We start from the raw sequence: 24,705 nt of genomic DNA on the forward strand, positions 1-24,705 counted from the left end.
GGGAGGCCTATTCATGTCTGATAAAGAATTAAACAAAATTAATAGCGCTAATAATGAAGAAGTGCTTACAATTGAACAAGTTAAGCACCAATTAATTGAACAAGGTAAAAAAGCAGGACATTTGAGTCACGAAGAAATTGCAGATAAATTGCAAAACTTCGAAATGGATCCAGATCAAATGGATGATTTCTTTGATTTAATTAATGAGAATGAAATCAATCTTATTAATGAAAAAGATTCAAGTGATACAAATGACAAACTAAATTTAAATGACTTAAGTGCTCCTCCAGGTGTTAAAATAAACGACCCAGTAAGAATGTACTTAAAAGAAATAGGACGCGTCAATTTATTAACTGCCCAAGAAGAAATCGAATTAGCTAAACGTATCGAGCAAGGTGATGAAATTGCGAAATCACGTCTTGCAGAAGCGAACTTAAGACTTGTTGTAAGTATCGCTAAACGTTATGTAGGTAGAGGTATGTTATTCCTTGACCTTATTCAAGAAGGTAATATGGGTCTAATTAAAGCCGTAGAAAAATTCGACTTTAATAAAGGTTTCAAATTCTCAACATATGCAACTTGGTGGATTCGTCAAGCAATCACTAGAGCGATTGCTGACCAAGCACGTACAATCCGTATCCCAGTTCATATGGTTGAAACAATCAATAAGTTGATTCGTGTTCAACGTCAATTACTTCAAGATTTAGGCAGAGATCCATCTCCTGAAGAAATTGGTGAAGAAATGGACTTACCACCTGAAAAAGTACGTGAAATTCTTAAAATTGCTCAAGAACCCGTATCATTAGAAACGCCTATTGGTGAAGAAGATGACAGTCACTTAGGCGACTTTATTGAAGATCAAGATGCACAAAGCCCATCAGATCATGCTGCATATGAATTACTTAAAGAACAATTAGAAGATGTATTAGACACATTAACAGATAGAGAAGAAAATGTATTAAGACTAAGATTTGGTCTTGATGATGGTAGAACAAGAACACTTGAAGAAGTCGGAAAAGTATTTGGTGTTACTAGAGAACGTATTCGTCAAATAGAAGCGAAGGCATTACGCAAGTTAAGACATCCATCTAGAAGTAAGCGTTTGAAAGATTTTATGGATTAAACATGAAAAGTTTATATTAATCCCAAAAAGCCTTTGACAATGCCTTGTTTTAATATAAAATATAATTGTATGAAGGTTTAACAAAAGGGAGGTTGTATGAATGAATCGTAATCCTGTTATCCCGTTTATTCTGATTTTACTACTCGGTGTAGGATTAATATTCTTCATGTCAGCACATGGTGCTAACAAAGAGGAAGAAAAAGAAGGCGGTGGTGGTGCTAAAACTGAAAAGTTTGATGCAGCTACATTCGCTAAGGACAATTGTACAAGTTGTCATGGACAAAATCTTGAAGGTGGAATGGGACCTAAATTAGCTGGAAGCAAAAAAGGTGCCGATGAAATGAAAAAAATCATTCGTAATGGTAAAGGATCAATGCCTGCACATGACGAAGCTACTATTTCAAATAAAGATTTAGACACACTTGTCAAGTACTTAAAAGATGGCGCTAAATAACACAAAAAAATCTTTTGCTATTGCAAAAGATTTTTTTAATGAAAGGGAAAAATAATGATCCAAATCAATAAACGTTTAATGAAGGTAAGTGAATATTTAAATCATCATAAATTAGCAGACATCGGTTCCGATCATGCATATTTACCTATATACGCAATTCAAAATGGATTAATTAAAGAAGCGATTGCTGGAGAAGTTGTAAAAGGACCTTTTCTAGCAGCTCAAAAAAACACTAAATTATATGGTATGAATGAACTTATAGAAGTTAAACTGGGTGACGGTTTAGAAGTAGTAGACGATACAATTGATGCTATTACGATTTGTGGCATGGGTGGTCCATTAATTGCACAAATTATTGAAGAAGGAAAGCATAAGTTAACAGGGCATCCTGATTTAATTTTACAAGCAAATATTCATGCGTTACCTATTAGAAAAGTATTACAAAGCATTGGTTATCAAATCGTTGATGAACAATTAATAAAAGATAAAAAACATATATATGAAATCATAGTTGCTAAAAAAGGTGAGATGGACCTAAATGAATTAGAATTAAAATTTGGTCCTAAATTATTAGCCAATAAAAATGATTTATTCCATGAAAAATGGCAAAGAGAATTAGAATCACTTAATAAAATTAGTAAACAATTAGAACATCATGAGGATAAAAATAGGTATAAAGAAATTAATCAACAAATACTTCAAATAAAAGAGGTGCTTTAATGATTATTCAAGAGCTATTGCAAGAAATAGATAAACAAGTTCCATTTTCTACGAGTGAATCTTGGGATAATGTTGGTTTATTAATTGGTACAGAAAAAAGTGAAGTGAACGGTGTATTAACAACATTAGATTGTACGTTAGAAGTTCTAGATGAAGCCATTCAAAACAATATCAATACAATAATTGCACATCATCCACTTATTTTTAAAGGTGTTAAAAATATTACGGATAAAAGCTACGGTCCTATTATTCGTAAATTGATACAAAATGATATCAATTTGATAGCACTTCATACAAATCTTGATGTACATCCTAAAGGTGTTAGTTACATGATTGGGCAACAAATAGGATTAGATAATATGAAAGTATTAGAAGAACAACAAGAGTCATATTATAAAGTACAAATATTCCTACTTGATCAAGATGTTGAAACTATGAAAGCTGCATTTAATGAACATCATTTAGCACAAACTGAAGAATACAGCGAAGTATTTTTCCAGTCTCAAGGTAAAGGTCAATTTAAACCTAGTGCATCAGCAAATCCACATCTTGGACAAGCTGATAAAACTGAAACGGTTTATGAAACGAAACTAGAATTAATGGTTGATGAGAAAGATTTAGCACTTGCTAAAGAACTCATTATTCAAACACATCCTTATGAAGAACCCGTTTATGATTTCATCAAAATGTCGAGATCGTCTTCTGTAGGTTTAGGAATAATCGGGGAATTAAATGAAACGCAATCAGTAAATGAATTTGTGCAAAACTATAAAGAAAAGCTCGCTATTCCAGCAGTTAGATTTATAGGAGACCAATCAGCGCAAATTAAACGCATCGCAATTGTTGGTGGTGCTGGTATTGAATATGCAAATTTAGCTAAGGCACAACAAGCTGATTTATTTATTACTGGAGACGTTAAACATCATGAAGCATTAGATGCACTAATGGATGGTATAAATATTTTAGATGTTAATCATTATAGTGAGTATGTTATGAAAGAAGGATTAAAGTCATTATTAGAAGAATGGACAAATGGAAAGATTAAAGTGTTAATATCTTCTATTAATACAGATCCTTATCAATATATGTAAAAAACTGCCGAGTGAATTCGGCAGTTTTTTTAGTCCATTATTTTTACAGGTTTGGGCTTTTTAATTTTAGGTAATATTTTTTCAACAGGTACATTACTTGTTAAGTTTGCGTCACGTATTTCTGTCGGGTCATAATTTTTAATATAATCTATGACTTCTTTAACGATAGGCGTTGGTGTTGAAGCACCTGCTGTAACAGCTACACTTTCAATATCTTGTAGCCATTCTAATTTTAATTCACTCAAATCAGCGATTCGATATGCGTTAGTATGTGCGATTTCTTTAGATACTTGGGCTAATCTATTTGAATTATTACTTTTAGGATCACCAACGACAATGAGTAAATCTGCTTGATCTGCTTGTGTGGCAACAGCTTCTTGTCTAACTTGTGTTGCTAAACAAATTTCTTCATGTACTTCAATATGAGGATATTTTACTTTTAATTCATCAATAAGATGTTTCACATCCCATTGTGACATAGTTGTTTGATTCGTTACGATGAGTTTTTGGTTCAATAATTCTTCCGGCAAGGCATCGATATCTTCTAAAGTCTGAACGAGATGTACGATATCAGGTGCCACACCAACTGCGCCTTCAGGTTCGGGATGTCCTTTTTTACCAATATAAATAACGTGATAACCATTTGATTTAACTTCACGTATTAACTGATGCGTATTATCAACATCTGGACATGTCGCATCTATACAAACCAATCCTTTTTCTTTAGCACGTCTTTTGACTTCAGGCGATACACCATGCGCAGTAAATATAACGGTACCTTCATCAATTTGTTCTAAGATCTTTAATCTGTTCGGACCATCTAACGTAATAATACCATCAGATTCAAAGGCATCAGTCACATGTTTATTATGAACAATCATGCCAAGTATATAAATGGGTCTTGGAAGTGAGTTATCTAAAGACGCATTTCTAGCAATAACCATAGCGTCTACAACACCGTAACAATAGCCTCTAGGGGTAATCTTTATAATTTCCATAAATTGCCCTCCTTATTAATGTCTATTATAACAACACACAAGTCTTAAAGAAACTAAATAAAAATTCAAAATAAATCTTTTAGCCTATCATAAAGTGCGCATTTACTATATAATGTATGAAGTGAAAAAGAAACGAGGAGGGTCGCTTATGTCTAAGCATCCGTTTGAACATTTTCAACTTGAAAATGAATTAGTAGAGGCCGTTAAAGATTTACATTTTAACCAGCCAACAGAAATACAGCGAAGAGTTATACCCAAAATTAAAAAAGGATCTAATATAATAGGACAATCTCAAACTGGTACAGGGAAATCACACGCATTTCTACTACCGTTATTTGATAAAATTGACGTAGATATAAAAGAACCACAAGTGATTATTTTGGCACCAACAAGAGAATTAGCAAAGCAATTATATGATGCAGCTTCACATTTAACGCAATTCAAAAAAGGTGTGAAAGTTAACTTATACATTGGTGGAACAGATAAATCAAGAGATATTGATAAATCTAAAAATACACCACATGTTGTTGTAGGTACGCCTAATAGAATTGATGATATGGCTGTAGAGCGTGCTTTAGATTTACATCTAGCGAAGTCAGTTGTTATTGATGAAGCAGATTTAATGATTGATTTAGGATTTATGCCTAAAGTAGATAGTATTGCGAGTAGATTAGATGAAAACGCACAAATTTCAGTATTTAGTGCAACAATTCCTAAAGCGTTACATCCATTCTTAAATAAATATTTAAGCAATCCTGAATTTGTTGAAATTGAAACAGCATCATCTAATAAAGACAATATCGACTTTTACTTAATACCAACTAAAGGTGTTGAGAAAAAAGAAAAAATCTTAAAAGTTATGAATGTGATTAATCCTTATTTAGCAATTATATTTGCTAATAGCCGTGATAGAGCAGATGAATTAGTTGCGTATTTATCAGAAGAAGGCTATAAAGTTGGGGTTATCCATGGTGGGTTAACACCTAGAGAAAGAACACAACAAATGAAGCGTATTAAACAATTAGACTTTGAGTTTGTTGTCGCAAGTGATTTAGCATCACGTGGTATTGATATTGAAGGCGTAAGTCACGTTATCAACTATGATTTACCTAAAGAAATAGATTTCTTTACACATAGAGTTGGTCGTACAGGTCGTGGTGATTATAAAGGTATCGCAATAACTTTATATACACCTGATGAAGATGATTTAATTACACAAATTGAGAAACATAATTACAAGTTTAAACATGTCGATATTAAAAACGATGAATTTGTAGAAATTAAAGATCGTCAAAAACGTACAAAACGTGTTAAAAAAGAAGATAATATTGAAAAGTCATTAAAACAAAAAATTAAAAGAAACAATAAAAATAAAGTAAAACCTGGCTATAAGAAGAAATTCAAACGAGAATTAGATGAGTTGAAATTTAAAGAAAAGAAAGCTCATTCTAAGAGAACTAAAAGACAAAGTAGAAAAGGATAGGTGTCAAATATGTTAATTGGATCACACGTTTCAATGAGTGGTAAGAAGATGCTATTACAAGCAGCAGAAGAAGCGGCAAGTTATAATGCTTCTACATTTATGATTTATACAGGTGCTCCACAAAACACAAGACGTAAAAAGATTGAAGATTTAAATATTGAAAATGGTAAAACAGCAATGAAAGAATATGGTTTATCTAACATTGTTGTGCATGCACCATATATCATCAATATTGCAAATACAACTAAACCAGAAGTATTTAACTTAGGTGTTGAATTCTTACAATCAGAAATTGAACGTACTGAAGCATTAGGTGCTAAAGATATCGTACTTCATCCAGGTGCGCATGTTGGTGCCGGTGAAGAAAAAGGTATTCAAAAAATTATTGAAGGTTTAAATGAAGTATTAACAAATAATAATGATGTGCGTATCGCATTGGAAACAATGGCAGGTAAAGGTTCTGAATGTGGTAAAACATTCGAAGAACTTGCTCAAATCATTGATGGTGTAAACCATAATGAAAGATTATCTGTATGTTTCGATACTTGTCATACAAATGATGCTGGTTACAACGTTAAAGAAGACTTTGATAGCGTATTAAATGAGTTTGATAAAATCGTTGGTATCGATCGTATTAAAGTACTTCACGTAAACGACAGTAAAAATCCACAAGGTGCCAGAAAAGATAGACATGAAAATATTGGCTTTGGATCAATTGGTTATGATGCATTGCACTATATTGTTCATCATGATGCATTTAAAGAAGTACCTAAAATTTTAGAAACACCATATGTTGGTGATGACAAAAAGAATAAAAAACCACCATATAAATATGAAATCGAAATGATTAAAAATGGTACATTCGATCCAGATTTAAAAGATAAAATCTTTAATCAATAATATTATTTAAGGATGCTAATTCAATTAGCATTCTTTTTTTGTTCGTAAACATTACTATTTACATTCTTTCATATTCATTGTATAGTATTCTATTGACGAGGTGATGAAGATGGAAAAAGAAACACCGATTTTCGAGTTAAAAGATATCAGTTATAGCTATCCAAATAAATTGGCACTCAGCCATATTAATATACAAATTTATAAAGGAGATTTCTTGGCAATAGTTGGCCCAAATGGCTCTGGGAAATCGACTTTACTGAAATTGATATTAGGCTTATTACCTTTACAAAAAGGTGATATCTTAATAAGTGGTAAAAAAATTAATCAATATAAATCTTGGGAAAAAATTAGTTATGTATCACAAAAATCCAACGCTTTTAGTTCTGGTTTTCCAGCGACAGTGAAAGAAGTTGTCATGAGTGGCTTAACTAAAAATAAAAGTCTTTTTAAATGGTTTAATAAAGAAGATGCTGCACAAGTAGATGCAATATTAGAAAGATTAAATATAAGTGATCTTAAGAATGAGAATATTGCACAGTTGTCAGGTGGTCAACAGCAAAGGACGTTTATTGCTAGAGCTTTAATTTCTAAGCCGAGTATTTTAATATTAGATGAACCTACTGTAGGTATTGATGCAAGACATGTTTCTGAATTTTACCAATTACTGACGCAATTAAAACAAGAAGGGATTACAATCATTCTTGTAACGCATGATATTGGTGTTGTAGCCGATACGGCAAGTAAAGTAGCTTGCTTAAATCAACATATACATTTCCATGGTACAAGTGAGTCGTTTAAATCATTAGATGAAGTCTCAATATCTAAAATCTATGGACATCCCGTGCAATTTGTTGATCATCAACATGACCGTGACTGTTGTGCAAATGAAGAAGTGGAAGAATTAGTACAAAGTTAAAGATGAATATATAGATTTTAAATAAGGAGATTGGATATGTCAGTTGAAACGAGAGATAGATTTATACTCCTAAACGAAGGAGTGTTATATAGTGATTGATGCGTTTTTAAATTTTGATTTTATAAGATACTCTTTTATAAGTGGTATCTTAGTTGGATTGATTGCACCTTTAATAGGGGCATTTATTGTAGTTAGAAGGTTATCACTTATTGCTGATGCTTTAAGCCATGTGACGCTAGGTGGTATATCAATGGGGCTGTTCTTAATGAGTGTTAGTCCATTGTTTGCTACTATAAATCCGATATGGTTTGGTATCATTTTTTCAATAGCAGGTGCATTATTAATAGAACAATTAAGAACTGAATATAAACATTACCAAGAAATCGCTATTCCAATTATTATGAGTGGTGGAATTGGTATTAGTGTTATATTTATTTCTTTAGCAAACGGATTTAATCAAGATTTATTTGGATATTTATTCGGTTCAATTAGTGCCGTAAATTTAAGTGATTTATTTACAATTATCGTCATTACAATAATTGTTTTAATCTTTGTTATGTTATTGTACAAATCATTATTTGTATTATCATTCGATGAAGAATACTCAAAAGTGATTGGCATGCCAAAATGGATCCAATTACTATTTATTGTCATTGTTGCACTTGTTATTTCAGCTTCAATGAGAGTCGTTGGCATTTTATTAGTTAGTAGTTTAATGACATTGCCAGTCGCTACAAGCATGAGATTAGCTAAAGGGTTCAAACAGTTAATCGCATTAAGTATTTTATTCGGTGAAATCTCAGTAGTACTAGGATTGATATTGTCCTTCTATTTGAATATTTCACCAGGAGGTATTATAGTTGGAATATTGATTATAGAATTACTTGCTAGCATAGCGTACAGTAAAGTATTGATAAAAAAAGGAGGCTATCATCTTGAAAGTAGAGGAAGCCATTCAAATATTGAAAAATGATGGACATAAATACACAAATAAACGCCGTGATATCATATCATTGTTTGTAGATGAAGATAAATACATCACAGCTAAATATATTCAAGAAGCATTGAAAGACGATTATACAGGATTATCTTTCGATACAATTTATCGTAATTTATACTTATTTAAAGACTTAAATATTATCGAAAGCACTGAAATAGATGGCGAAATGAAATTTAGAATTGCATGTCAAAGTCATCATCATCATCATTTTATTTGTGAATCATGTGGCACAACAAAAGTAATAGACTTTTGCCCAATGGATTCAATTAAACAACAATTACCAAATGTAGAAATAGCATCACATAAATTAGAAGTATACGGTAAATGTGAACAATGTAAAACAGTATAAGATGAGAAAAATGGTAGCTCCTCGAGTTACCATTTTTTTATTTGTAGGGAAACAGCTAGTATTGAATGTACGCTAACGATCAAGATCCTGAAACAAGATCGTTAGCTGGCAACTTAATTTCACAATATACAAAAAACCTGGTCCATCTCACATATGGACCAGGTTCTAACTAAATTCTATTAAGTAACGTTGATACTTCATGCCAATTTTTAATTCTATATATACCATTCTGTAAATCTTTTTGGTTATATGGTGTGTCAAACAGGAAAACAGGGATATTTAAATAATGATTGATATCTTCTGCGTTATCTAATTTATCTTCAAAGAAAATATCGATATTCTGTTCTTTTGTTACTTCTAATTTATTATGACTTCCTGTTAATGTAATTTGATCAAATGGTATATGATGTGATTGAAACCATTCTTTCGTAATATCTTCTAAATAATGATGTCTTGCACTTATATAATAGAGTTCGTAGTCATCTTTTAATTGATTCAAAATGTCTTTTGCACCTTCTGCAACAGGTGAGTATTGGTATATATGTGATTCATTGCTTTTAAACCAACTCAACATTTCTTCTTCTTTACAGTTTAAGACATTTGCTAAATTGTATTCTGTAATATCTTCATATTTAAGTTGTTGATTAAAATCTCTTTGTAAATAGGGTACAAATGTTTTTGGACATGTAACTGTGCCGTCTATATCTATACCTAATCTTGGCTTTTGATTCATAAAAATTCACCTTTTTATTTTATGCTTTTTGAGCTTCTTTATTTTGTTCCATTTCAATTGCTAATTTATCAATTTCTTTTTTTAATTCTTCGACCATTGTTTTTTCAGGTACTTTGCGAACGGTTTTACCTTTCATAAACAGTAATCCTTCACCACGAGCACCAGCAATGCCGATATCTGCTTCTCTTGCTTCACCAGGACCGTTAACTGCACAACCAAGTACAGCTACTTTTAATGGGATTTGAAGGTTTGAAATATATTCTTCTACTTCATTTGCTATCGATATTAAATCGATTTCAATTCGTCCACATGTAGGACAAGCAATTAATGTAGCAGCATTACTGGCTAATCCAAATGCTTTAAGCAAAGATTTCGCTACTTTAACTTCTTCAACTGGATCAGCTGATAAAGAAATTCGACAAGTATTGCCAATACCTAAACTAAGTATAGCACCTAATCCTGCAGACGATTTAACTGTTCCATTAAATAGGGTGCCACTTTCAGTTATACCTAAATGCAGTGGGTAGTCAAAAGTTTGAGCTGCTTTCGTGTATGCCTCTATAGCTAAATTTACGTCACTTGCTTTCATTGATACGATAATGTCATGAAAATCTAAATCTTCGAGTATTTTTATATGGTGCAATGCACTTTCGACCATACCATCAGCAGTAGGATAGCCATATTTTTTAATAATATGTTTTTCTAATGAACCAGCATTAACTCCAATTCGAATAGGAATACCTTTTTCTTTACACGCTTTGACAACTGCTTCAACTTTTTCACGTCTACCTATGTTCCCTGGATTGATTCGAATCTTATCTGCGCCATTTTCAATAGCAATTAAAGCTAATTTGTAATTGAAATGAATATCTACAACTAATGGAATATTAATTTGTGCTTTGATATCTTTAATTGCATATGCGTCTTCTTCATTTGGGCAAGCTACTCTAACAATTTGACAACCAGCTTCTTCTAATCGTTTAATTTCAGCTACAGTTGCATCAACATCATATGTTTTTGTAGTCGTCATACTTTGAATGATAACTTCATCTGAACCACCAATCGTTAAATCCCCAACTTTAACAGGTCTCGTTTTCGTGCGATGAATAATTTCTGACATGATAAGACTCCTTTGTTTAAATTTGCTAATCTTTACACTTTAGCAGATCTTTTTCCTTTAGGTAAATACATAGCAATCATAACAATGCTTAAAATGATTATACACCATGAAGCAATTATTAATAAAGGAATCAGTGTAATCATTCCAAATAATAGTACTAAAGTCGGAAGCGTTATCACAAACGTCATCATTTTGAACCAAGTCATAAAGCGAGACTTTCTTCGTAAAATAATTCCCAATAAATGTCCAGCAAATGCCAGAATCCCAATTTTTATAGATAAGCTTAAGAATTGAATGAATAATAGAAAGACAACAATCAAACTTAAATAAAAATATTTAGAATCATTAATCGTTTCAATGAACTTTATTAAATCATCTTGATCGGTAACAAGAGAGGATACGGAACCATAGCTAATTTCTGTGTAGTCACTATAATTTGATATTTCAATATGATTTGGTTTAAACACGATTAAATGATGATCTTTCATCGCGAAATCATTAGATTTAGTAAATTCTATCGTTTGATGATTATTTAATTTGATAGATTTATCTTGGGATAAAATCATTTTGTTATAATCTATTTTAAAATCAGGAATCTCTGTCACTTCATCATTGACTATCGTTGATAAATTCTGAGTGATTTGTATGTATTGAATAGAATTTGGTATGATTAATATCAAACTTAATAATAATATATGAAGGAATATGTACCTTAACTTCGTAATTCTAAACATTGGATACTTACTAGGATGCTTAAATAACCTTTTAAGCTCATTTATATACTGCATAAATTCACCTCTTCTTCACTTAATAATAATGTTAAAAAACACCTGTTGCAAGGCGATACATAAGAATTAAAATTTTTTTGATTATTTATTAAACAAATTATTTGTTATAAAACTTTAATCTTGATAAGATAGGTATGTAAAACAAATGAGGAGGATGATTTTTTATGGCTTTTGAATTACCAAAATTACCATATGCGTATGATGCATTAGAACCACACATCGATAAAGAAACTATGGAGATTCATCATACGAAACACCATAACACTTATGTAACAAAATTAAATGATGCAGTGAAAGGTACAGATTTAGAAAGCAAATCTATTGAAGATATTGTTAAAAACTTAAATTCTGTTCCTGATGATATCCGTACTGCAGTTCAAAACAATGGTGGCGGACATTATAATCATTCATTATTCTGGGAACTATTAACTCCAAACGCTTCTGAGCCTTCAGGAGAAGTTGTAGATGCAATTAGTTCTACATTTGGTTCATTAGACAAATTCAAAGAAGAATTTGCAGCTGCAGCAGCTGGCCGTTTTGGTTCAGGATGGGCATGGTTAGTTGTAGATAATGGCCAATTAGCGATTGTTTCAACTCCAAACCAAGATAACCCAATTTCAGAAGGTAAACTTCCAATTTTAGGTTTAGATGTTTGGGAACATGCTTACTACTTAAACTACCAAAACAGACGCCCAGATTATATTAATGCATTCTGGAACGTTGTAAATTGGGATAAAGTAAACGAATTATACCAAGCTGCAAAATAATTCGTTTTTAAATTTGGATGACTGATTTATAAGACAATCATCCTAATGGGGTGGAGCAATGAAATCTTTTTATTTAAACGAGATTTCAGCTCCGCTCTTTTTTTATAAAAATTTACCTATATCAATAGCAATGTAAGTCATAATAATATATGATGAGATTATTATAATAGAGTTAAAAAGGTAGGTTTAGTTGTTGAAACGAGTAAAAAAGAAATCAAAAGAAGAAGCATTTCGCCTATTAATGAATAAACGCGTAAGCATAATATTGGCCGTTGTCGTGATTTTATTCTCTGTGCTCATTATGAGGTTAGGTTATTTACAAATTGTAAAAGGCGGAGAATACAAGCGAACGATAGATAGTACAGAATCGATTACAGTTAATGAATCGGTGCCAAGAGGCCGTATTTATGATAGAAATGGTAAAGTTTTAGTAGACAACGAGTCTAAAAAGGCAATTACATACACGAGAGATAGAAGAACAAGCCAAGATGATATTTTAAAAATCGCTGAAAAACTATCTCACTTAATGAAGATGGATATTTCAAACATTACAGAACGTGATAAGCAGGATTTTTGGATATTGAGAAATCAAGATGAAGTTCATAAGTTAATGAAAGATGAACAAGCTTTATTCTCTGATGGCAATATTAGTCAAGATGATTATGATAAAGCGTTATACGACAAAGTAACATCTAAATATACAGATAAATTATCAAAAAAGGATTTGCAAATCCTTGCGATATTTAGAGAAATGAATTCTGGATCTCAACTGAGCCCTGTTGTTATAAAAAATGAAGGTGTTAAAAATGATGAGTATGCAGCTGTATCTCAACACTTATCAGAACTACCTGGCGTTAATACAACAATGGACTGGGAAAGACGTTATCCTTATGGTGACACGTTAAGAACTTTATTCGGAAATGTTTCAAGTAAAGAAGAAGGATTACCTAAAGAGTTAGTGAATGACTATCTTGCTAAAGGGTATTCTAGAAATGATAGAGTCGGTAAATCTTACTTAGAATATCAATATGAAGATATTTTAAAAGGCTCTAAGAAGAAAATGAAATATGTCACTGATAAATCTGGGAAAATAACAAGTTCTGAAGTTATTTCACAAGGTTCACGTGGTAACGATTTAGTGTTAACTATCGATATAGACTTACAGAAAAAAGTTGAAGAATATATTGATAAGCACATTGAATCATTAAGAAGCAAAGGCGCTACAGATATGGACAGAGTTATGGTTGTTGTCCAAGATCCTAGAAATGGTGATGTATTAGCAATGGCCGGACGTGATATTGACAAAAATGGTAAGATTACTGATAACCATATTGGTAACTTCACTAGTCAATATACAGTTGGTTCATCTGTTAAAGGTGCAACATTACTTACTGGTTATCAAAACGGCGTATTAAATGTTGGCGATACAATGGTCGATGAACCATTAAAATTTAGTGGTGGTTTAACAAAACGATCATACTTTAACCAAAATGGCAGAAAAACAATTACTGATGCTGAAGCATTAATGCATTCATCAAACGTCTTTATGTACAAGACAGCATTGTTATTAGCTGGATCTCCATATAGTAGTGGCATGTCACTACCATCTGATGTGGAACAAGCAGGTATTAAATTACGTAAAGGTTTAAATCAAGTTGGTTTAGGTGTTAAAACAGGTATTGATTTACCAAATGAATCAGCTGGACAAATTGAACCCATTAAAGATAACCCAGGTAACTACATTGATTTAGCAATTGGACAATTTGATACTTATACACCTATACAATTATCACAATATGTCGCTACTATTGCGAACGATGGGTATAGATTGAAACCACATTTAGCGAAAGAAATTAGAAACTCTACAAATGAAGATTCGCTTGGACCTATTAAAAAGACATTTAAAGGTGAAGTGATGAATAAGGTTAATAATAGTGATAAAGAAATAAAACAAGTACAAAAAGGTTTCGATATGGCGTTTAATAAACCAGAAGGAACAGGGTATACAAGTTTTAATAAAACGGTCGTACGATCAGCTGGTAAAACAGGTACAGCAGAAGTATTTAAAGATGGTAAACCAAAAGTAAATTCAACATATATTGGATATGCACCTGCTAAGAATCCTGAATTATCATTCTCAATCACTTATACAAATCAACCCGTACCAGAACCATGGTTACCAGGTGGGGATTTAGGTAGAGATATTATTAACTATTATTTTAAAGATAGAAAATAACTCAATATAAAGATTGAATCAATATAACATCTCATTTTACTGATTAATTCAGTAGAAATGAGGTGTTATTTTTTATGTGTGAATTTATTTTTGAATAGTTTGAGATTTAGTGAAGTACATAGATTACGATTTTGTTTGTGCATGTTTGCCTAGGGTATGGCTTGAGCCTGTAGTCCCTCGCTCATACGATTCCCTCAGGCGTCAGCACTTCACAAAATCGTTTTATAGATATGAGTAGTTACAAATCTACCGAGTTTTGTAACTACTGTCCCCTTATTAAAAACCATTCTCTTTATTTTTCACATTTTAAAACGTTTTCATAGGAAGTTAACACAAAATTTACATTCAATTTATTTGTACTTAATAAAGAAATTGTAAAGTGAAGATGTAATAAAGATTAAGGCGATATTAATTAGGAGGATTTAACATGAAAAAGTGGCAATTAATCGGATCAACAACAGCTTTAAGTTCTGTACTTTTATTAGGAGCTTGTGGTGGGGCAGCTGAAAAATCTAGTTCCGGGGATACTAAATCTTCAGATGATAAAAAATTAAGTGGTGAAGTTAAAGGTGATGGTTCATCAACAGTTGCACCAGTTATGGAAAAAATAAACGAAGACTTCTCAGCAGAGCAACCTGATGTTTCAGTTTCAATTGGTGTATCAGGAACTGGTGGCGGTTTTGAAAAGTTCATAGCGGGAGAAACAGACTTTTCAAATGCTTCTAGAGATATTAAAGATGAAGAAAAAGAAAAATTAAAAAAGGCTAAAATAGAATACACTGAGTTTAAGGTTGCTCAAGATGGTTTAACAGTAGCTGTTAACAAAGATAATGACTTTGTTGATGAGTTAAGTATGGATGAATTAGCAAAAATTTATAGCGGCAAAGCAAAAACATGGAAAGATGTTAATTCAAAATTCCCTGATAAAAAGATCAAAGCATTTTCACCAGACCAATCACATGGTACTTACGACTTCTTTAGTGAAGAAGTATTAGATGAAAAAGATTTACAATCTGAGAAAAATGCTGACACGAATGTCATCGTTAAATCTGTCCAAGATAATAAAGATTCAATCGGATTCTTTGGATATAACTTCTATCAAGAAAATAAAGATTCACTTAAAGCTGTGAAGATTAAAGATGATGGAAAAGCAATAGAACCTACAGATAAAACAGTAAATGATGGTAGCTATCCTTTAAGTAGACCGTTATTCGTATATGCGAAAAATAAATCTCTAGAAGATAATGATGCGTTTTATGGATTTATGGAATACGTAATTGATAACTCAGCTGATGCTGCTAAAGACGCTGGTTATGTTCCATTGAAAGATGATGAGTATAAAGAAGATAAAGAAACGTTAGAAAAATTTAAAAAATAATCATTAATAAATTAAAGCAGAGGGCGGTCAGTAATCGCCCTTTTTCAAAATGAAGGAGTTATTTTTATGAAACAACAAACTTCAGTACAAGAATTGATTAAGCAAAATAACAATAATAAAGGTAAAGTCTTTGCGGATAAAGCTGTTCCCATTATTTTATTGTTAATCGCTTCGGTTTCTGTACTTACAACAATCGGGATATTATTCACACTTGTAACTGAAACAGCAACGTTTTTCACAAGAGTGAATCCATTTGAATTTTTATTTACGAAAGACTGGGCACCTTTTTCATCTGATCCTAAATACGGTATTTTCGCACTTATATTAGGTACGTTGAAAGTTACAGCGGTAGCGACAATCTTTGCTGTTCCAGTTGGATTAGGTGCAGCACTATACTTGAGTGAGTATGCTTCTGATAGATCAAGAAGAATTATTAAACCTATTCTTGAAATATTAGCTGGTATACCAACAATTGTTTACGGATTTTTCGCTTTAACATTTGTAACACCAATTTTAAGAGGTATATTCCCGGATTTAGGAAGCTTTAACTCTATTAGTCCAGGTTTAGTCGTGGGGGTCATGATTATACCGATGATTACGAGTATGAGTGAAGACGCTATGAGTTCGGTACCAGATTCAATTAAAGAAGGTGCACTGGGATTAGGAGCAACTAAGTTTGAACTTGCAACTAAAATTGTATTTCCAGCTGCTTTATCCGGTATCATCGCATCTGTTGTATTAGCGATATCAAGAGCAATAGGTGAAACAATGATTGTATCTTTAGCGGCAGGTAGTACACCCGATTCGAGCTTTAGTTTAATAGGATCTATTCAAACAATGACTGGATTCATTGTCCAAGTTGCTACTGGAGATGCGACTTACGGATCTGATATTTATTACAGTATTTATGCTGTAGGTTTCACATTGTTTATATTCACATTTATTATGAATATCATTTCACAATGGATTACTAAACGATTTAGAGAGGAGTATTAATATGTCAGAGGTTAATTTAGTTGATCAAACCGTCGTTCGTAAAAAGCTACCGACAAGATTAATGAAAAATAAAGTCATTAAATCAATATTTTTCGTTTGTACATTAATTGGCTTAATCGTATTAGCTATTTTGCTATTTGACATATTTAGAAAAGGTATTCCTTATCTAAGTACAGATTTCTTCACAAACTTCTCATCAACATCACCTGAACGTGCAGGTATTAAAGGTGCTTTAATTGGGACACTATGGCTCATGATGACAATAGCACCTATATCTATCATTCTTGGTGTTGGTACAGCGATATACATGGTTGAATATGCAAAAGAAAACTGGTTTACGAAATTTATAAGAGTCAATATTTCAAATTTAGCAGGTGTGCCATCAGTAGTATTTGGTTTATTAGGATTAACAATATTTGTACGTGGTGCAGGTATCGAAAATTTATCACTAGGTAAGACAGTTATTGCTGCAGCATTAACGATGTCGTTAATGATATTACCAATTATCATTGTAGCAAGTCAGGAAGCAATTAAAGCTGTCCCATCTTCTATTAGAGAAGCTTCATTAGGATTAGGTGGTACTAAATGGCAAACGATTAAAAATATTGTATTACCGGCTTCAATACCTGGTATTTTAACGGGGACGATTCTTGCACTATCAAGAGCACTTGGAGAAACTGCACCACTTGTTGTAATCGGTATTCCTGCAATATTGATGAAAACACCAAACAGTATATTTGAATCTTTCCAAGCTTTACCTATGCAAATATACAACTGGGCTAAATTACCACAGGCAGAATTTCAATTTGTTTCGTCAGCAGCAATTATCGTATTACTCGTAATTTTAATTCTTATGAACTCAATCGCAATCTATATTAGAAATAAATATCAAAGAAAATTATAATAATCAAAATGAAGAGGGGTCATGACTATGACAGACGTAAAAATTAGAGATCTATCTCAAAATATACCTTCAAATGAAATGACAGCAAATCAACAAATAGCAGTAGAAGATAAAAATATCGTTTATAAAACGAATAATTTAGATTTATGGTATGGAGATTTTCATGCGCTTAAAAATATAAATTTAGATATTACAGAAAATGAAGTGACTGCAATTATTGGACCATCTGGTTGTGGTAAATCAACTTATATAAAAACATTAAATAGAATGATTGAATTAATTCCAAGTGTTAAAACATCTGGAGAAATCATTTATAGAGATAAAAACATTTTCGACAAAAAATATAGTGTTGAAGAATTAAGAACCAATGTTGGTATGGTTTTCCAAAAACCAAATCCATTTCCAAAATCAATCTATGACAACATTACTTATGGACCAAGAATTCATGGTATTACGGATAAAAAGGTACTAGATGAAATCGTTGAACGTTCATTAAAAGGTGCAGCTATTTGGGATGAATGTAAAGATAGACTAGATAAGAATGCATATGGATTATCTGGTGGGCAACAGCAAAGAATTTGTATAGCGAGATGTTTAGCAATTGAACCAGATGTTATTTTAATGGATGAGCCAACTTCAGCGCTAGATCCTATTTCAACACTAAAAGTAGAAGAACTTGTGCAAGAATTAAAAACTAAATACTCAATCATTATCGTGACACATAACATGCAACAAGCAGCTAGAATTTCTGATAAAACAGCGTTCTTCCTAAACGGTTATGTAAATGAGTTCGATCAAACAGATAAAATATTCTCTAACCCAACAGATAAGAAAACTGAAGACTATATTTCAGGGAGATTTGGATAATATGGTTATTAGAGAAAAATATGAAGATGAATTAAATTCACTCATTAATGATTTGTTTGTGTTGGGTAAAGAAGTATACTTTATGATAGAACAATCTATATCTGTATTGAGCGATGAAGATAGAAACAATGCTCGTAATTTAATCAAATACGATAAAAAAATAAACCAAATGGAATATGACATTAATGAAAAAGTGGTTATGCTAATAACAAAGCAACAACCTATAGCGACAGATCTTCGTGTTATGATCTCAGGTTTAAAAATCGCTTCTGAATTAGAACGAATGGCTGACAATTCTACTAATATTGCTCAAATCAGAAAAAGAGTTAAAATAACAGATTATTTTATACTAACGAGATTAAAAACAATGGGTAAATTAGCAATGTTAATGCTAAAAGATTTAGAAGCAGCAGTTAATGACAAAGATATCTTGTTGATAAAAGAAATTATTGATCGTGACAATGATATTGATGATTTATATCGCGAGATTAGTAATACGACATATTTAATCGATAACGATCCATTTATTTCTGCTCAAGCTCATCTTGCTGCAAGATACTTAGAAAGAATCGGCGACCATATCACGAATATATGTGAAAGTTGCTATTATTATATAACTGGTGAACACTATGAACCTATTGAAAAATAGTACTGGAATTATATAAGCATAGATGGTATTATAATAAGGTCGTATATTAATTGAAATAAGAATAGGAGGGTTCATCATGCGCGTAAATGTAACTTTAGCATGTACTGATTGTGGTGAAAGAAACTACATCTCTAAAAAGAATAAACGTAACAACCCAGAGCGTATTGAAATGAAAAAATATTGTGCTCGTGACGGTAAATACACTCTTCATAGAGAAACAAAATAATAAAACGAATAAAAACACATTCCATTATACGGGAATGTGTTTTTTTAATACCTTTAAAGGTTGTACGACTACCTATCACAATAATTCTTGTGTTATCATATTATGTGTAACTGATAAAAATTTAATCAATATTTGGAAGTGTTAAATTCATGTCAAACAAGAAAATTTTAAGAAAAGAAATATTGAATTTAATGAGAAATCAAGATATTTCTCAAAAAGAACAATATGATTTAAATTTAAAGGAACAATTATTTGAACATAATAATTTTAAGCAAGCCAATTCAATTGCTATCGTTATGAGTATGGACCATGAAGTCAATACGATACCTATTATTGAACATCTATTGAATATAGGTAAGAAAGTGTTCGTACCGAAAACGAATTACGAAACGAAACAAATGGAATTTCAGCGACTACATGATTTGAATTCTATTGCAATTGATCAAAAAGGAATTAAATATGTTGATGAAGAAACTGAAATTAGTGATGATATTGATTTAATTATTGTACCTGGTGTTGTATTTAATCAAGATGGTTATCGTATAGGCTATGGTGGAGGGTATTATGATAAATATTTATCTCATTATAATGGACATACAATAAGTTTGTTATATCCTTTTCAGATAAGAAACTTTGATGCTGAATCACATGATATACCAGTTGATGAGATGTTGACACCAAATGATATATGGAGAAGAGTAGATGGATAAAACAAAACAAATGTGGAAGTCGATATATTATTTAGTTTATACAGAAGGCTATAAAATAATATCGATTGATGAAGAAGAAGCAGAAATATGGTTGACACATGAATCAAAAAAAATTGTCAAAAGGTTTATACATAAGACGCCTACACATCAAGAAGTTGATTTTGACTTAGAAAAAATTACTGACCATTTAGGTGACTTAATTGATAGTATAGGGTTTAGCTTTGAACAATTAGATATTTTTTATATTACCGAAAAAGAGATGGATTTCGCTGAATTTAATCATACTAAACGCCCTAAAATTAGGTATCATGCTTTATATGAGCTTGATGATTTCGAGAAAGTATCTCATCACTTCGTAACGAAGCATCAAATTAAACGTAATAGAACAAATCCTGTTACGACATATAAAAATAAATTATTGAATGCGAGCTTTATTGATAGCTTTATGCTTAAGTTTTCACCGGTAACATACTTTTTAGTAGCTGCTAATGTAATTGTATGGCTGTCTTTAATTTTAATTTTTAATCATTTTGGCCAAATTAATTTAGTCGATTACGGTGGGCTTGTTCATTTCAATATAGTACACGGTGAGTGGTACCGTTTATTAACGTCCATGTTTATACACGCGAATTTTACACACTTAATGATGAATGTATTTTCACTTATTATATTCGGTAAACTTATTGAAGGTGCATTAGGATCCATTAAAATGTTCACCATTTATTTCATATCAGGTTTATTTGCAGGTATTGTGTCGCTTAGTATTGACACACAATCCATTTCAATTGGTGCAAGTGGTGCCATTTTCGGATTAATTGGTGCTTTTATTGTGTATTTATTTACACGTAAAAATATTAATAAACAATTTGTATTACAAACATTTATCGGTATTGTGATTATTTCGTTATTAGCTTTGTTTATTAATAATGTAAACCACTTCGCTCATTTAGGTGGATTCGTTGGTGGGGCAATCTTAATGTTTATCATGTATAAATGGATGGAACATGATAAATTCAAACTTTATTATATTGCTGCCTTTATAGTCATCATCATCACTTTGATTGTTATCATATTTAACAGACAACAACATTATATATATGATGAATTAACGAAAGATGCTATGAATAACGGTGATTTTGATAGAGCAGAAACAATGGTAAAGCAAATTAAAGAGAAGAACTTCGAGTCGGATGAGACATATATTTTAAGTGGCTTAATCGTGGCGAATAATACATCTTTGAATGAAGCGATACTAGAATGGGAAAGAGGCTTAAAAGTTTTTCCTAATTCAGCTAAATTAAATTACCAATTAGCTTTAGGTTATAGAGCAAAAGATGACTATGATAAAGCGAATAAGTTTATTAATAAGGCAATAAAGCTTGATAAAAAGAATAAACATTATGCAGCATTAAAAGATGAAATTGATGCGTTTAGGAGTTAATTTTATGAATAATTTATATGACGTACAACAATTACTTAAAAAGTTTGGTTATATCATTTATTTTAAAGATGAAGAAGATCAACTAGAAATGATGGAACAAGAAATAAAAGCTATGTATCAATCTATGCTTATTGATAAAGAAACATTTTTACAAGCACGGCTTATTATAAATCAGAGAAGGATTGAGAAAAAATGACACATATTTTATCAGCTGATATTGGTGGTACGACATGTAAATTAGGTATTTTTGACCGTTCACTAAATATCGAAGAAAAATGGGAAATTTCAACGAACAAAACGGGTGAAGGCATATTAGAGAATATATATGATTCATTCGTTGTACATCTGAATAGAAAAGATATCGACATTAAAAACATTATCGGTATGGGAATCGGTGTACCTGGACCAATTGATTTTGAAAATGGTATTGTCAATGGTGCTGTGAATTTAAATTGGACTGGTAACATTGAAGTTAGAAAACATATGCAACAATATTTTGATGGACCAATTTACGTAGATAATGATGCGAATGTCGCAACTTTAGGTGAAAAATTTAAAGGTGCTGGTCAAAATGAAAGTGATGTTGTTTGTATGACGCTAGGAACAGGTGTAGGTGGTGGCATTGTTTCAAACGGTGAATTAATTCATGGTCATAATGGTTCAGGTGCTGAAATAGGTCATTTCTTAGTGGATCAAAAGAAAAGATTTCAATGTAACTGTGGTATGAAGGGTTGTCTCGAAACGGTTGCTTCAGCTACAGGTGTCATTAATTTAGTACATCATTATTATCCAAATATCAATATGAAATCAAGTATTCATGACTTAATTACAGGTAAAAATGTAACAGCTAAAGACGTATTTGATGCTGCAAAATCAGGAGATGAATTCAGTTTGTTTATCATTGATAAAGTAGCAGGTTACATTGCTTATGCTGCAAGTGTTGTTAGCGTCATGACAAATCCTAAATATATTATAATTGGTGGTGGCGTTAGTAAAGCCGGCGATATTCTCATCCAATTTATTAAAAAGCATTATGAAAAAATGACATTTAAACCTGCACAAGATGGTACAAACATCGTAGTTGCACAATTAGGAAACGACGCAGGTATCATCGGTGCAGCTGGTCTAATTAAGACATATGTAATAGAAAAGGAGAATGAATAATGGCAATAGTTGACGTAGTCGTAATACCAGTAGGAACAGAAGGACCTAGTGTGAGTGAATATATTGCAGATATTCAATTAATTTTAGAAAAACATAAAGAGGTAGGTACAATTGATTATCAATTAACACCAATGAATACACTTATTGAAGGTGATCTAAAAGATTTACTTGAAATTATACAAGAAATTCATGAAAGTCCATTCAATAAAGGATTAGACAGAGTTTGTACAAATATTCGAATTGATGATAGAAGAGATAAGTCTAGAAAAATGAACGATAAATTAGATTCTGTTAATAAACATTTGAACAAATAAAAAAAGACGAGTGTAAACTCGTCTTTTCTTTAATGATGTAAAATTGGATAACCGTATGTAAAGATTGTAGCTAATGAGAAGAACCCAAAAGATACTACAGTTATTGCACCAAAAAGAATGCCCAAAATATTTTTGTTTTTGAATGCTGAAATTAAACCAAATATAGCTAGAATAAAAACAGCTAGCATTAATAATGAGAAAATATTAACACCGATATGGATTTTTACTCCAAATAACTCAAATAGTTCCCCTGTGTCGATAAATGGCATTCCAATACCCCCAATACAAATTTCTTTTATTATCATATTAATTGTATAATTAATATGTGGTTTTGTCGAGATACTTTTTAAAAGAGGAGGAAATAAAATGCAAGTACATAGTTTTTCATTAGGAATTGTAGAAACGAATTGTTATATTCTCGAAGGTGAAAACGAATTACTCGTTATAGATCCAGGAGATAATGGCGAGTTTTTAAATAAACAAATTAAACAATATCATAAAAAGGTGACTGCTGTATTATTAACGCACGCTCATTTTGATCATATAGGTGCTGTAGATGATGTCGTAAATGAATTTGATGTGAAAGTATATGTGCATCCTGAAGAAAAATCATGGTTAACGGATACAGAGAAAAATGGTTCTAAAAAATTTGCAATGTATCAATTACCACAAGTGGTTCAACATACTGTTCCACAAATAATGGAACCTGGGGAATATGAGATTGGAGAATTTAAATTTGAAGCGATCCATACGCCTGGTCATTCACCTGGTAGTTTATCATTTGTATTTGGCGACTTTGCAATAGTAGGTGATACTTTATTTAAAGGTGGAATTGGCAGAACGGATTTATATAAAGGTGATACAAAAACATTATTGAATTCAATAGAAGATAAGTTGTTAGAACTAGATTCAAATACAACTATTTTCCCAGGTCACGGACCGGAGACAACAATAGCAGATGAAGAAATGACAAATCCGTATTTAAATGGATTTAATTAAAAAAGAAGCATTACACGTTTGTGTAATGCTTTTTTTAATGATGTGCTCCAAAACTTGGCTCTAATAAGAATGTAGAATAATATGTAAATCCAACAAAACATAATACTAAATAAATTGCGAATATATACATATACATTCTTTCTGTTAATTTTAAGTATCCCAACAATACGAAAAATCCAGTTTGTGCTAAGAAGAAATATGCCATCATGTCCATACCACCGACATAAAACATCGTAGCAAAAATAGCAGTCCAGAAGCCTAGAGTTTTATAAACTTTATCCATCTTCTTAAGAACCCCCTCTGTGTTTACTTTCTTATTCATATTTAATTATAAAGTTACTCTATACAAAAGTAAATAGCATTTTAACGCAAATTCATA

Annotated in this window: 29 protein-coding genes; 23 read left to right on the forward strand and 6 right to left on the reverse strand. The window is 31.6% G+C overall.

Going from position 1 to position 24,705, the window contains the following annotated elements:
* Window positions 1–13: 13 nt before the first annotated feature.
* The 4 genes from rpoD to MHH94_RS06695 all read left to right on the forward strand — a co-directional run bounded on the left by rpoD (window position 14) and on the right by MHH94_RS06695 (window position 3,388).
* A complete protein-coding gene (rpoD, locus tag MHH94_RS06680; RefSeq protein WP_048539697.1) occupies window positions 14–1,123 on the forward strand; it encodes an RNA polymerase sigma factor RpoD in 1,110 nt (369 codons plus the stop codon).
* A gap of 100 nt (window positions 1,124–1,223) precedes the next feature.
* On the forward strand, window positions 1,224–1,577 hold the full coding sequence (locus MHH94_RS06685) for a c-type cytochrome (RefSeq protein ID WP_048539698.1): 354 nt from the start codon (window positions 1,224–1,226) through the stop codon (window positions 1,575–1,577).
* A 54-nt stretch (window positions 1,578–1,631) separates the two neighbouring features.
* On the forward strand, window positions 1,632–2,297 hold the full coding sequence (locus MHH94_RS06690) for a tRNA (adenine(22)-N(1))-methyltransferase (protein WP_048539699.1): 666 nt from the start codon (window positions 1,632–1,634) through the stop codon (window positions 2,295–2,297).
* Window positions 2,297–3,388, forward strand: coding sequence for a Nif3-like dinuclear metal center hexameric protein (locus tag MHH94_RS06695; RefSeq protein WP_106417744.1), 1,092 nt, complete (start codon window positions 2,297–2,299; stop codon window positions 3,386–3,388). The genes MHH94_RS06690 and MHH94_RS06695 overlap by 1 nt, the downstream gene beginning before the upstream one ends.
* A 29-nt stretch (window positions 3,389–3,417) precedes the next feature.
* Here the strand turns inward: MHH94_RS06695 and MHH94_RS06700 are convergent, their stop codons facing one another.
* The gene (locus tag MHH94_RS06700; RefSeq protein WP_058592293.1) at window positions 3,418–4,386 is read right to left on the reverse strand and encodes a 4-hydroxy-3-methylbut-2-enyl diphosphate reductase; all 969 of its coding nucleotides are present in this window, start codon (window positions 4,384–4,386) and stop codon (window positions 3,418–3,420) included.
* Between the two features lie 148 nt (window positions 4,387–4,534).
* Here MHH94_RS06700 and MHH94_RS06705 point away from each other — a divergent pair, with 148 nt between their 5' ends.
* The 5 genes from MHH94_RS06705 to MHH94_RS06725 all read left to right on the forward strand — a co-directional run bounded on the left by MHH94_RS06705 (window position 4,535) and on the right by MHH94_RS06725 (window position 9,034).
* Entirely contained in the window at window positions 4,535–5,869 is a 1,335-nt protein-coding gene (locus MHH94_RS06705; protein WP_119650336.1) for a DEAD/DEAH box helicase, read from the forward strand.
* Window positions 5,870–5,878: 9 nt separating this feature from the next.
* Window positions 5,879–6,769, forward strand: a complete 891-nt coding sequence (locus MHH94_RS06710; protein WP_106417948.1) for a deoxyribonuclease IV — start codon at window positions 5,879–5,881, stop codon at window positions 6,767–6,769.
* A gap of 109 nt (window positions 6,770–6,878) precedes the next feature.
* On the forward strand, window positions 6,879–7,685 hold the full coding sequence (locus tag MHH94_RS06715; RefSeq protein ID WP_058592296.1) for a metal ABC transporter ATP-binding protein: 807 nt from the start codon (window positions 6,879–6,881) through the stop codon (window positions 7,683–7,685).
* Window positions 7,686–7,776: 91 nt separating this feature from the next.
* Complete coding sequence (locus MHH94_RS06720) at window positions 7,777–8,658, forward strand: metal ABC transporter permease (protein WP_084755601.1); 882 nt, start codon at window positions 7,777–7,779, stop codon at window positions 8,656–8,658.
* Window positions 8,621–9,034 (forward strand): Fur family transcriptional regulator, encoded by a 414-nt coding sequence (locus tag MHH94_RS06725; protein WP_048539706.1) that lies wholly within the window; start codon window positions 8,621–8,623, stop codon window positions 9,032–9,034. The genes MHH94_RS06720 and MHH94_RS06725 overlap by 38 nt, the downstream gene beginning before the upstream one ends.
* Before the next feature lie 169 nt (window positions 9,035–9,203).
* On the opposite strand, the gene MHH94_RS06730 is transcribed toward MHH94_RS06725, so the two are convergent.
* The 3 genes from MHH94_RS06730 to MHH94_RS06740 are packed head-to-tail and all read right to left on the reverse strand — an operon-like array spanning window position 9,204 to window position 11,675.
* Window positions 9,204–9,767, reverse strand: coding sequence for a 5' nucleotidase, NT5C type (locus tag MHH94_RS06730; protein ID WP_078355845.1), 564 nt, complete (start codon window positions 9,765–9,767; stop codon window positions 9,204–9,206).
* 19 nt (window positions 9,768–9,786) lie between these two features.
* Window positions 9,787–10,887: a flavodoxin-dependent (E)-4-hydroxy-3-methylbut-2-enyl-diphosphate synthase gene (gene ispG / locus MHH94_RS06735; RefSeq protein WP_445668859.1), complete on the reverse strand. Its 1,101-nt coding sequence runs from the start codon at window positions 10,885–10,887 to the stop codon at window positions 9,787–9,789.
* A 32-nt stretch (window positions 10,888–10,919) separates the two neighbouring features.
* Window positions 10,920–11,675, reverse strand: coding sequence for a DUF1189 family protein (locus tag MHH94_RS06740; RefSeq protein WP_217843894.1), 756 nt, complete (start codon window positions 11,673–11,675; stop codon window positions 10,920–10,922).
* 164 nt (window positions 11,676–11,839) lie between these two features.
* Here MHH94_RS06740 and MHH94_RS06745 point away from each other — a divergent pair, with 164 nt between their 5' ends.
* The 13 genes from MHH94_RS06745 (at window position 11,840) to MHH94_RS06805 (ending at window position 23,327) form a co-directional block, all read left to right on the forward strand.
* Window positions 11,840–12,442: a superoxide dismutase gene (locus MHH94_RS06745; protein ID WP_048539710.1), complete on the forward strand. Its 603-nt coding sequence runs from the start codon at window positions 11,840–11,842 to the stop codon at window positions 12,440–12,442.
* Window positions 12,443–12,632: 190 nt separating this feature from the next.
* On the forward strand, window positions 12,633–14,678 hold the full coding sequence (locus MHH94_RS06750) for a peptidoglycan D,D-transpeptidase FtsI family protein (RefSeq protein WP_340840259.1): 2,046 nt from the start codon (window positions 12,633–12,635) through the stop codon (window positions 14,676–14,678).
* A gap of 427 nt (window positions 14,679–15,105) precedes the next feature.
* On the forward strand, window positions 15,106–16,056 hold the full coding sequence (locus tag MHH94_RS06755; protein ID WP_037588292.1) for a PstS family phosphate ABC transporter substrate-binding protein: 951 nt from the start codon (window positions 15,106–15,108) through the stop codon (window positions 16,054–16,056).
* A gap of 66 nt (window positions 16,057–16,122) precedes the next feature.
* Window positions 16,123–17,052 (forward strand): phosphate ABC transporter permease subunit PstC, encoded by a 930-nt coding sequence (gene pstC / locus MHH94_RS06760; RefSeq protein WP_048539713.1) that lies wholly within the window; start codon window positions 16,123–16,125, stop codon window positions 17,050–17,052.
* Between the two features lies 1 nt (window position 17,053).
* A complete protein-coding gene (gene pstA / locus MHH94_RS06765; protein ID WP_025904173.1) occupies window positions 17,054–17,956 on the forward strand; it encodes a phosphate ABC transporter permease PstA in 903 nt (300 codons plus the stop codon).
* Between the two features lie 78 nt (window positions 17,957–18,034).
* Window positions 18,035–18,823, forward strand: coding sequence for a phosphate ABC transporter ATP-binding protein PstB (gene pstB, locus MHH94_RS06770; RefSeq protein ID WP_229412558.1), 789 nt, complete (start codon window positions 18,035–18,037; stop codon window positions 18,821–18,823).
* Window position 18,824: 1 nt separating this feature from the next.
* Complete coding sequence (phoU, locus tag MHH94_RS06775) at window positions 18,825–19,472, forward strand: phosphate signaling complex protein PhoU (protein ID WP_048539716.1); 648 nt, start codon at window positions 18,825–18,827, stop codon at window positions 19,470–19,472.
* Between the two features lie 76 nt (window positions 19,473–19,548).
* Window positions 19,549–19,698 carry a 50S ribosomal protein L33 gene (gene rpmG, locus MHH94_RS06780; protein WP_119469456.1) on the forward strand — a complete coding sequence of 50 codons (150 nt, stop codon included), beginning with the start codon at window positions 19,549–19,551 and terminating at the stop codon, window positions 19,696–19,698.
* Between the two features lie 149 nt (window positions 19,699–19,847).
* On the forward strand, window positions 19,848–20,408 hold the full coding sequence (locus tag MHH94_RS06785) for a 5-formyltetrahydrofolate cyclo-ligase (protein WP_340840269.1): 561 nt from the start codon (window positions 19,848–19,850) through the stop codon (window positions 20,406–20,408).
* A complete protein-coding gene (locus tag MHH94_RS06790) occupies window positions 20,401–21,849 on the forward strand; it encodes a rhomboid family protein (RefSeq protein WP_107617222.1) in 1,449 nt (482 codons plus the stop codon). The genes MHH94_RS06785 and MHH94_RS06790 overlap by 8 nt, the downstream gene beginning before the upstream one ends.
* A gap of 4 nt (window positions 21,850–21,853) precedes the next feature.
* Window positions 21,854–22,045 carry a YqgQ family protein gene (locus tag MHH94_RS06795; RefSeq protein ID WP_078099923.1) on the forward strand — a complete coding sequence of 64 codons (192 nt, stop codon included), beginning with the start codon at window positions 21,854–21,856 and terminating at the stop codon, window positions 22,043–22,045.
* A complete protein-coding gene (locus MHH94_RS06800; protein WP_048539719.1) occupies window positions 22,042–23,013 on the forward strand; it encodes an ROK family glucokinase in 972 nt (323 codons plus the stop codon). The genes MHH94_RS06795 and MHH94_RS06800 overlap by 4 nt, the downstream gene beginning before the upstream one ends.
* Window positions 23,013–23,327 (forward strand): MTH1187 family thiamine-binding protein, encoded by a 315-nt coding sequence (locus MHH94_RS06805; RefSeq protein ID WP_058592304.1) that lies wholly within the window; start codon window positions 23,013–23,015, stop codon window positions 23,325–23,327. Before MHH94_RS06800 ends, MHH94_RS06805 begins: the two co-directional genes overlap by 1 nt.
* Window positions 23,328–23,356: 29 nt before the next feature.
* Here the strand turns inward: MHH94_RS06805 and MHH94_RS06810 are convergent, their stop codons facing one another.
* Window positions 23,357–23,596, reverse strand: coding sequence for a DUF2759 domain-containing protein (locus MHH94_RS06810; RefSeq protein ID WP_016911885.1), 240 nt, complete (start codon window positions 23,594–23,596; stop codon window positions 23,357–23,359).
* Between the two features lie 97 nt (window positions 23,597–23,693).
* Here MHH94_RS06810 and MHH94_RS06815 point away from each other — a divergent pair, with 97 nt between their 5' ends.
* Complete coding sequence (locus MHH94_RS06815; protein ID WP_119469454.1) at window positions 23,694–24,326, forward strand: MBL fold metallo-hydrolase; 633 nt, start codon at window positions 23,694–23,696, stop codon at window positions 24,324–24,326.
* 34 nt (window positions 24,327–24,360) lie between these two features.
* Here the strand turns inward: MHH94_RS06815 and MHH94_RS06820 are convergent, their stop codons facing one another.
* Window positions 24,361–24,609 (reverse strand): DUF2626 family protein, encoded by a 249-nt coding sequence (locus MHH94_RS06820; RefSeq protein ID WP_025904960.1) that lies wholly within the window; start codon window positions 24,607–24,609, stop codon window positions 24,361–24,363.
* Window positions 24,610–24,705: the final 96 nt, after the last annotated feature.

The organism is Mammaliicoccus sp. FSL K6-3158 (assembly GCF_038005105.1).
GTDB lineage: Bacteria > Bacillota > Bacilli > Staphylococcales > Staphylococcaceae > Mammaliicoccus > Mammaliicoccus sciuri.

What these genes read in the sequence shown, in the direction of transcription:
- rpoD (WP_048539697.1), top strand. Translation starts at nt 14, where the DNA reads ATGTCTGATAAAGAATTAAACAAAATTAATAGCGCTAATAATGAAGAA.
- MHH94_RS06685 (WP_048539698.1), top strand. Translation starts at nt 1,224, where the DNA reads ATGAATCGTAATCCTGTTATCCCGTTTATTCTGATTTTACTACTCGGT.
- MHH94_RS06690 (WP_048539699.1), top strand. Translation starts at nt 1,632, where the DNA reads ATGATCCAAATCAATAAACGTTTAATGAAGGTAAGTGAATATTTAAAT.
- MHH94_RS06695 (WP_106417744.1), top strand. Translation starts at nt 2,297, where the DNA reads ATGATTATTCAAGAGCTATTGCAAGAAATAGATAAACAAGTTCCATTT.
- MHH94_RS06700 (WP_058592293.1), bottom strand. Translation starts at nt 4,386, where the DNA reads ATGGAAATTATAAAGATTACCCCTAGAGGCTATTGTTACGGTGTTGTA.
- MHH94_RS06705 (WP_119650336.1), top strand. Translation starts at nt 4,535, where the DNA reads ATGTCTAAGCATCCGTTTGAACATTTTCAACTTGAAAATGAATTAGTA.
- MHH94_RS06710 (WP_106417948.1), top strand. Translation starts at nt 5,879, where the DNA reads ATGTTAATTGGATCACACGTTTCAATGAGTGGTAAGAAGATGCTATTA.
- MHH94_RS06715 (WP_058592296.1), top strand. Translation starts at nt 6,879, where the DNA reads ATGGAAAAAGAAACACCGATTTTCGAGTTAAAAGATATCAGTTATAGC.
- MHH94_RS06730 (WP_078355845.1), bottom strand. Translation starts at nt 9,767, where the DNA reads ATGAATCAAAAGCCAAGATTAGGTATAGATATAGACGGCACAGTTACA.
- ispG (WP_445668859.1), bottom strand. Translation starts at nt 10,887, where the DNA reads ATGTCAGAAATTATTCATCGCACGAAAACGAGACCTGTTAAAGTTGGG.
- MHH94_RS06740 (WP_217843894.1), bottom strand. Translation starts at nt 11,675, where the DNA reads ATGCAGTATATAAATGAGCTTAAAAGGTTATTTAAGCATCCTAGTAAG.
- MHH94_RS06745 (WP_048539710.1), top strand. Translation starts at nt 11,840, where the DNA reads ATGGCTTTTGAATTACCAAAATTACCATATGCGTATGATGCATTAGAA.
- MHH94_RS06755 (WP_037588292.1), top strand. Translation starts at nt 15,106, where the DNA reads ATGAAAAAGTGGCAATTAATCGGATCAACAACAGCTTTAAGTTCTGTA.
- pstC (WP_048539713.1), top strand. Translation starts at nt 16,123, where the DNA reads ATGAAACAACAAACTTCAGTACAAGAATTGATTAAGCAAAATAACAAT.
- pstA (WP_025904173.1), top strand. Translation starts at nt 17,054, where the DNA reads ATGTCAGAGGTTAATTTAGTTGATCAAACCGTCGTTCGTAAAAAGCTA.
- pstB (WP_229412558.1), top strand. Translation starts at nt 18,035, where the DNA reads ATGACAGCAAATCAACAAATAGCAGTAGAAGATAAAAATATCGTTTAT.
- phoU (WP_048539716.1), top strand. Translation starts at nt 18,825, where the DNA reads ATGGTTATTAGAGAAAAATATGAAGATGAATTAAATTCACTCATTAAT.
- rpmG (WP_119469456.1), top strand. Translation starts at nt 19,549, where the DNA reads ATGCGCGTAAATGTAACTTTAGCATGTACTGATTGTGGTGAAAGAAAC.
- MHH94_RS06785 (WP_340840269.1), top strand. Translation starts at nt 19,848, where the DNA reads ATGTCAAACAAGAAAATTTTAAGAAAAGAAATATTGAATTTAATGAGA.
- MHH94_RS06790 (WP_107617222.1), top strand. Translation starts at nt 20,401, where the DNA reads ATGGATAAAACAAAACAAATGTGGAAGTCGATATATTATTTAGTTTAT.
- MHH94_RS06795 (WP_078099923.1), top strand. Translation starts at nt 21,854, where the DNA reads ATGAATAATTTATATGACGTACAACAATTACTTAAAAAGTTTGGTTAT.
- MHH94_RS06800 (WP_048539719.1), top strand. Translation starts at nt 22,042, where the DNA reads ATGACACATATTTTATCAGCTGATATTGGTGGTACGACATGTAAATTA.
- MHH94_RS06805 (WP_058592304.1), top strand. Translation starts at nt 23,013, where the DNA reads ATGGCAATAGTTGACGTAGTCGTAATACCAGTAGGAACAGAAGGACCT.
- MHH94_RS06810 (WP_016911885.1), bottom strand. Translation starts at nt 23,596, where the DNA reads ATGCCATTTATCGACACAGGGGAACTATTTGAGTTATTTGGAGTAAAA.
- MHH94_RS06815 (WP_119469454.1), top strand. Translation starts at nt 23,694, where the DNA reads ATGCAAGTACATAGTTTTTCATTAGGAATTGTAGAAACGAATTGTTAT.
- MHH94_RS06820 (WP_025904960.1), bottom strand. Translation starts at nt 24,609, where the DNA reads ATGGATAAAGTTTATAAAACTCTAGGCTTCTGGACTGCTATTTTTGCT.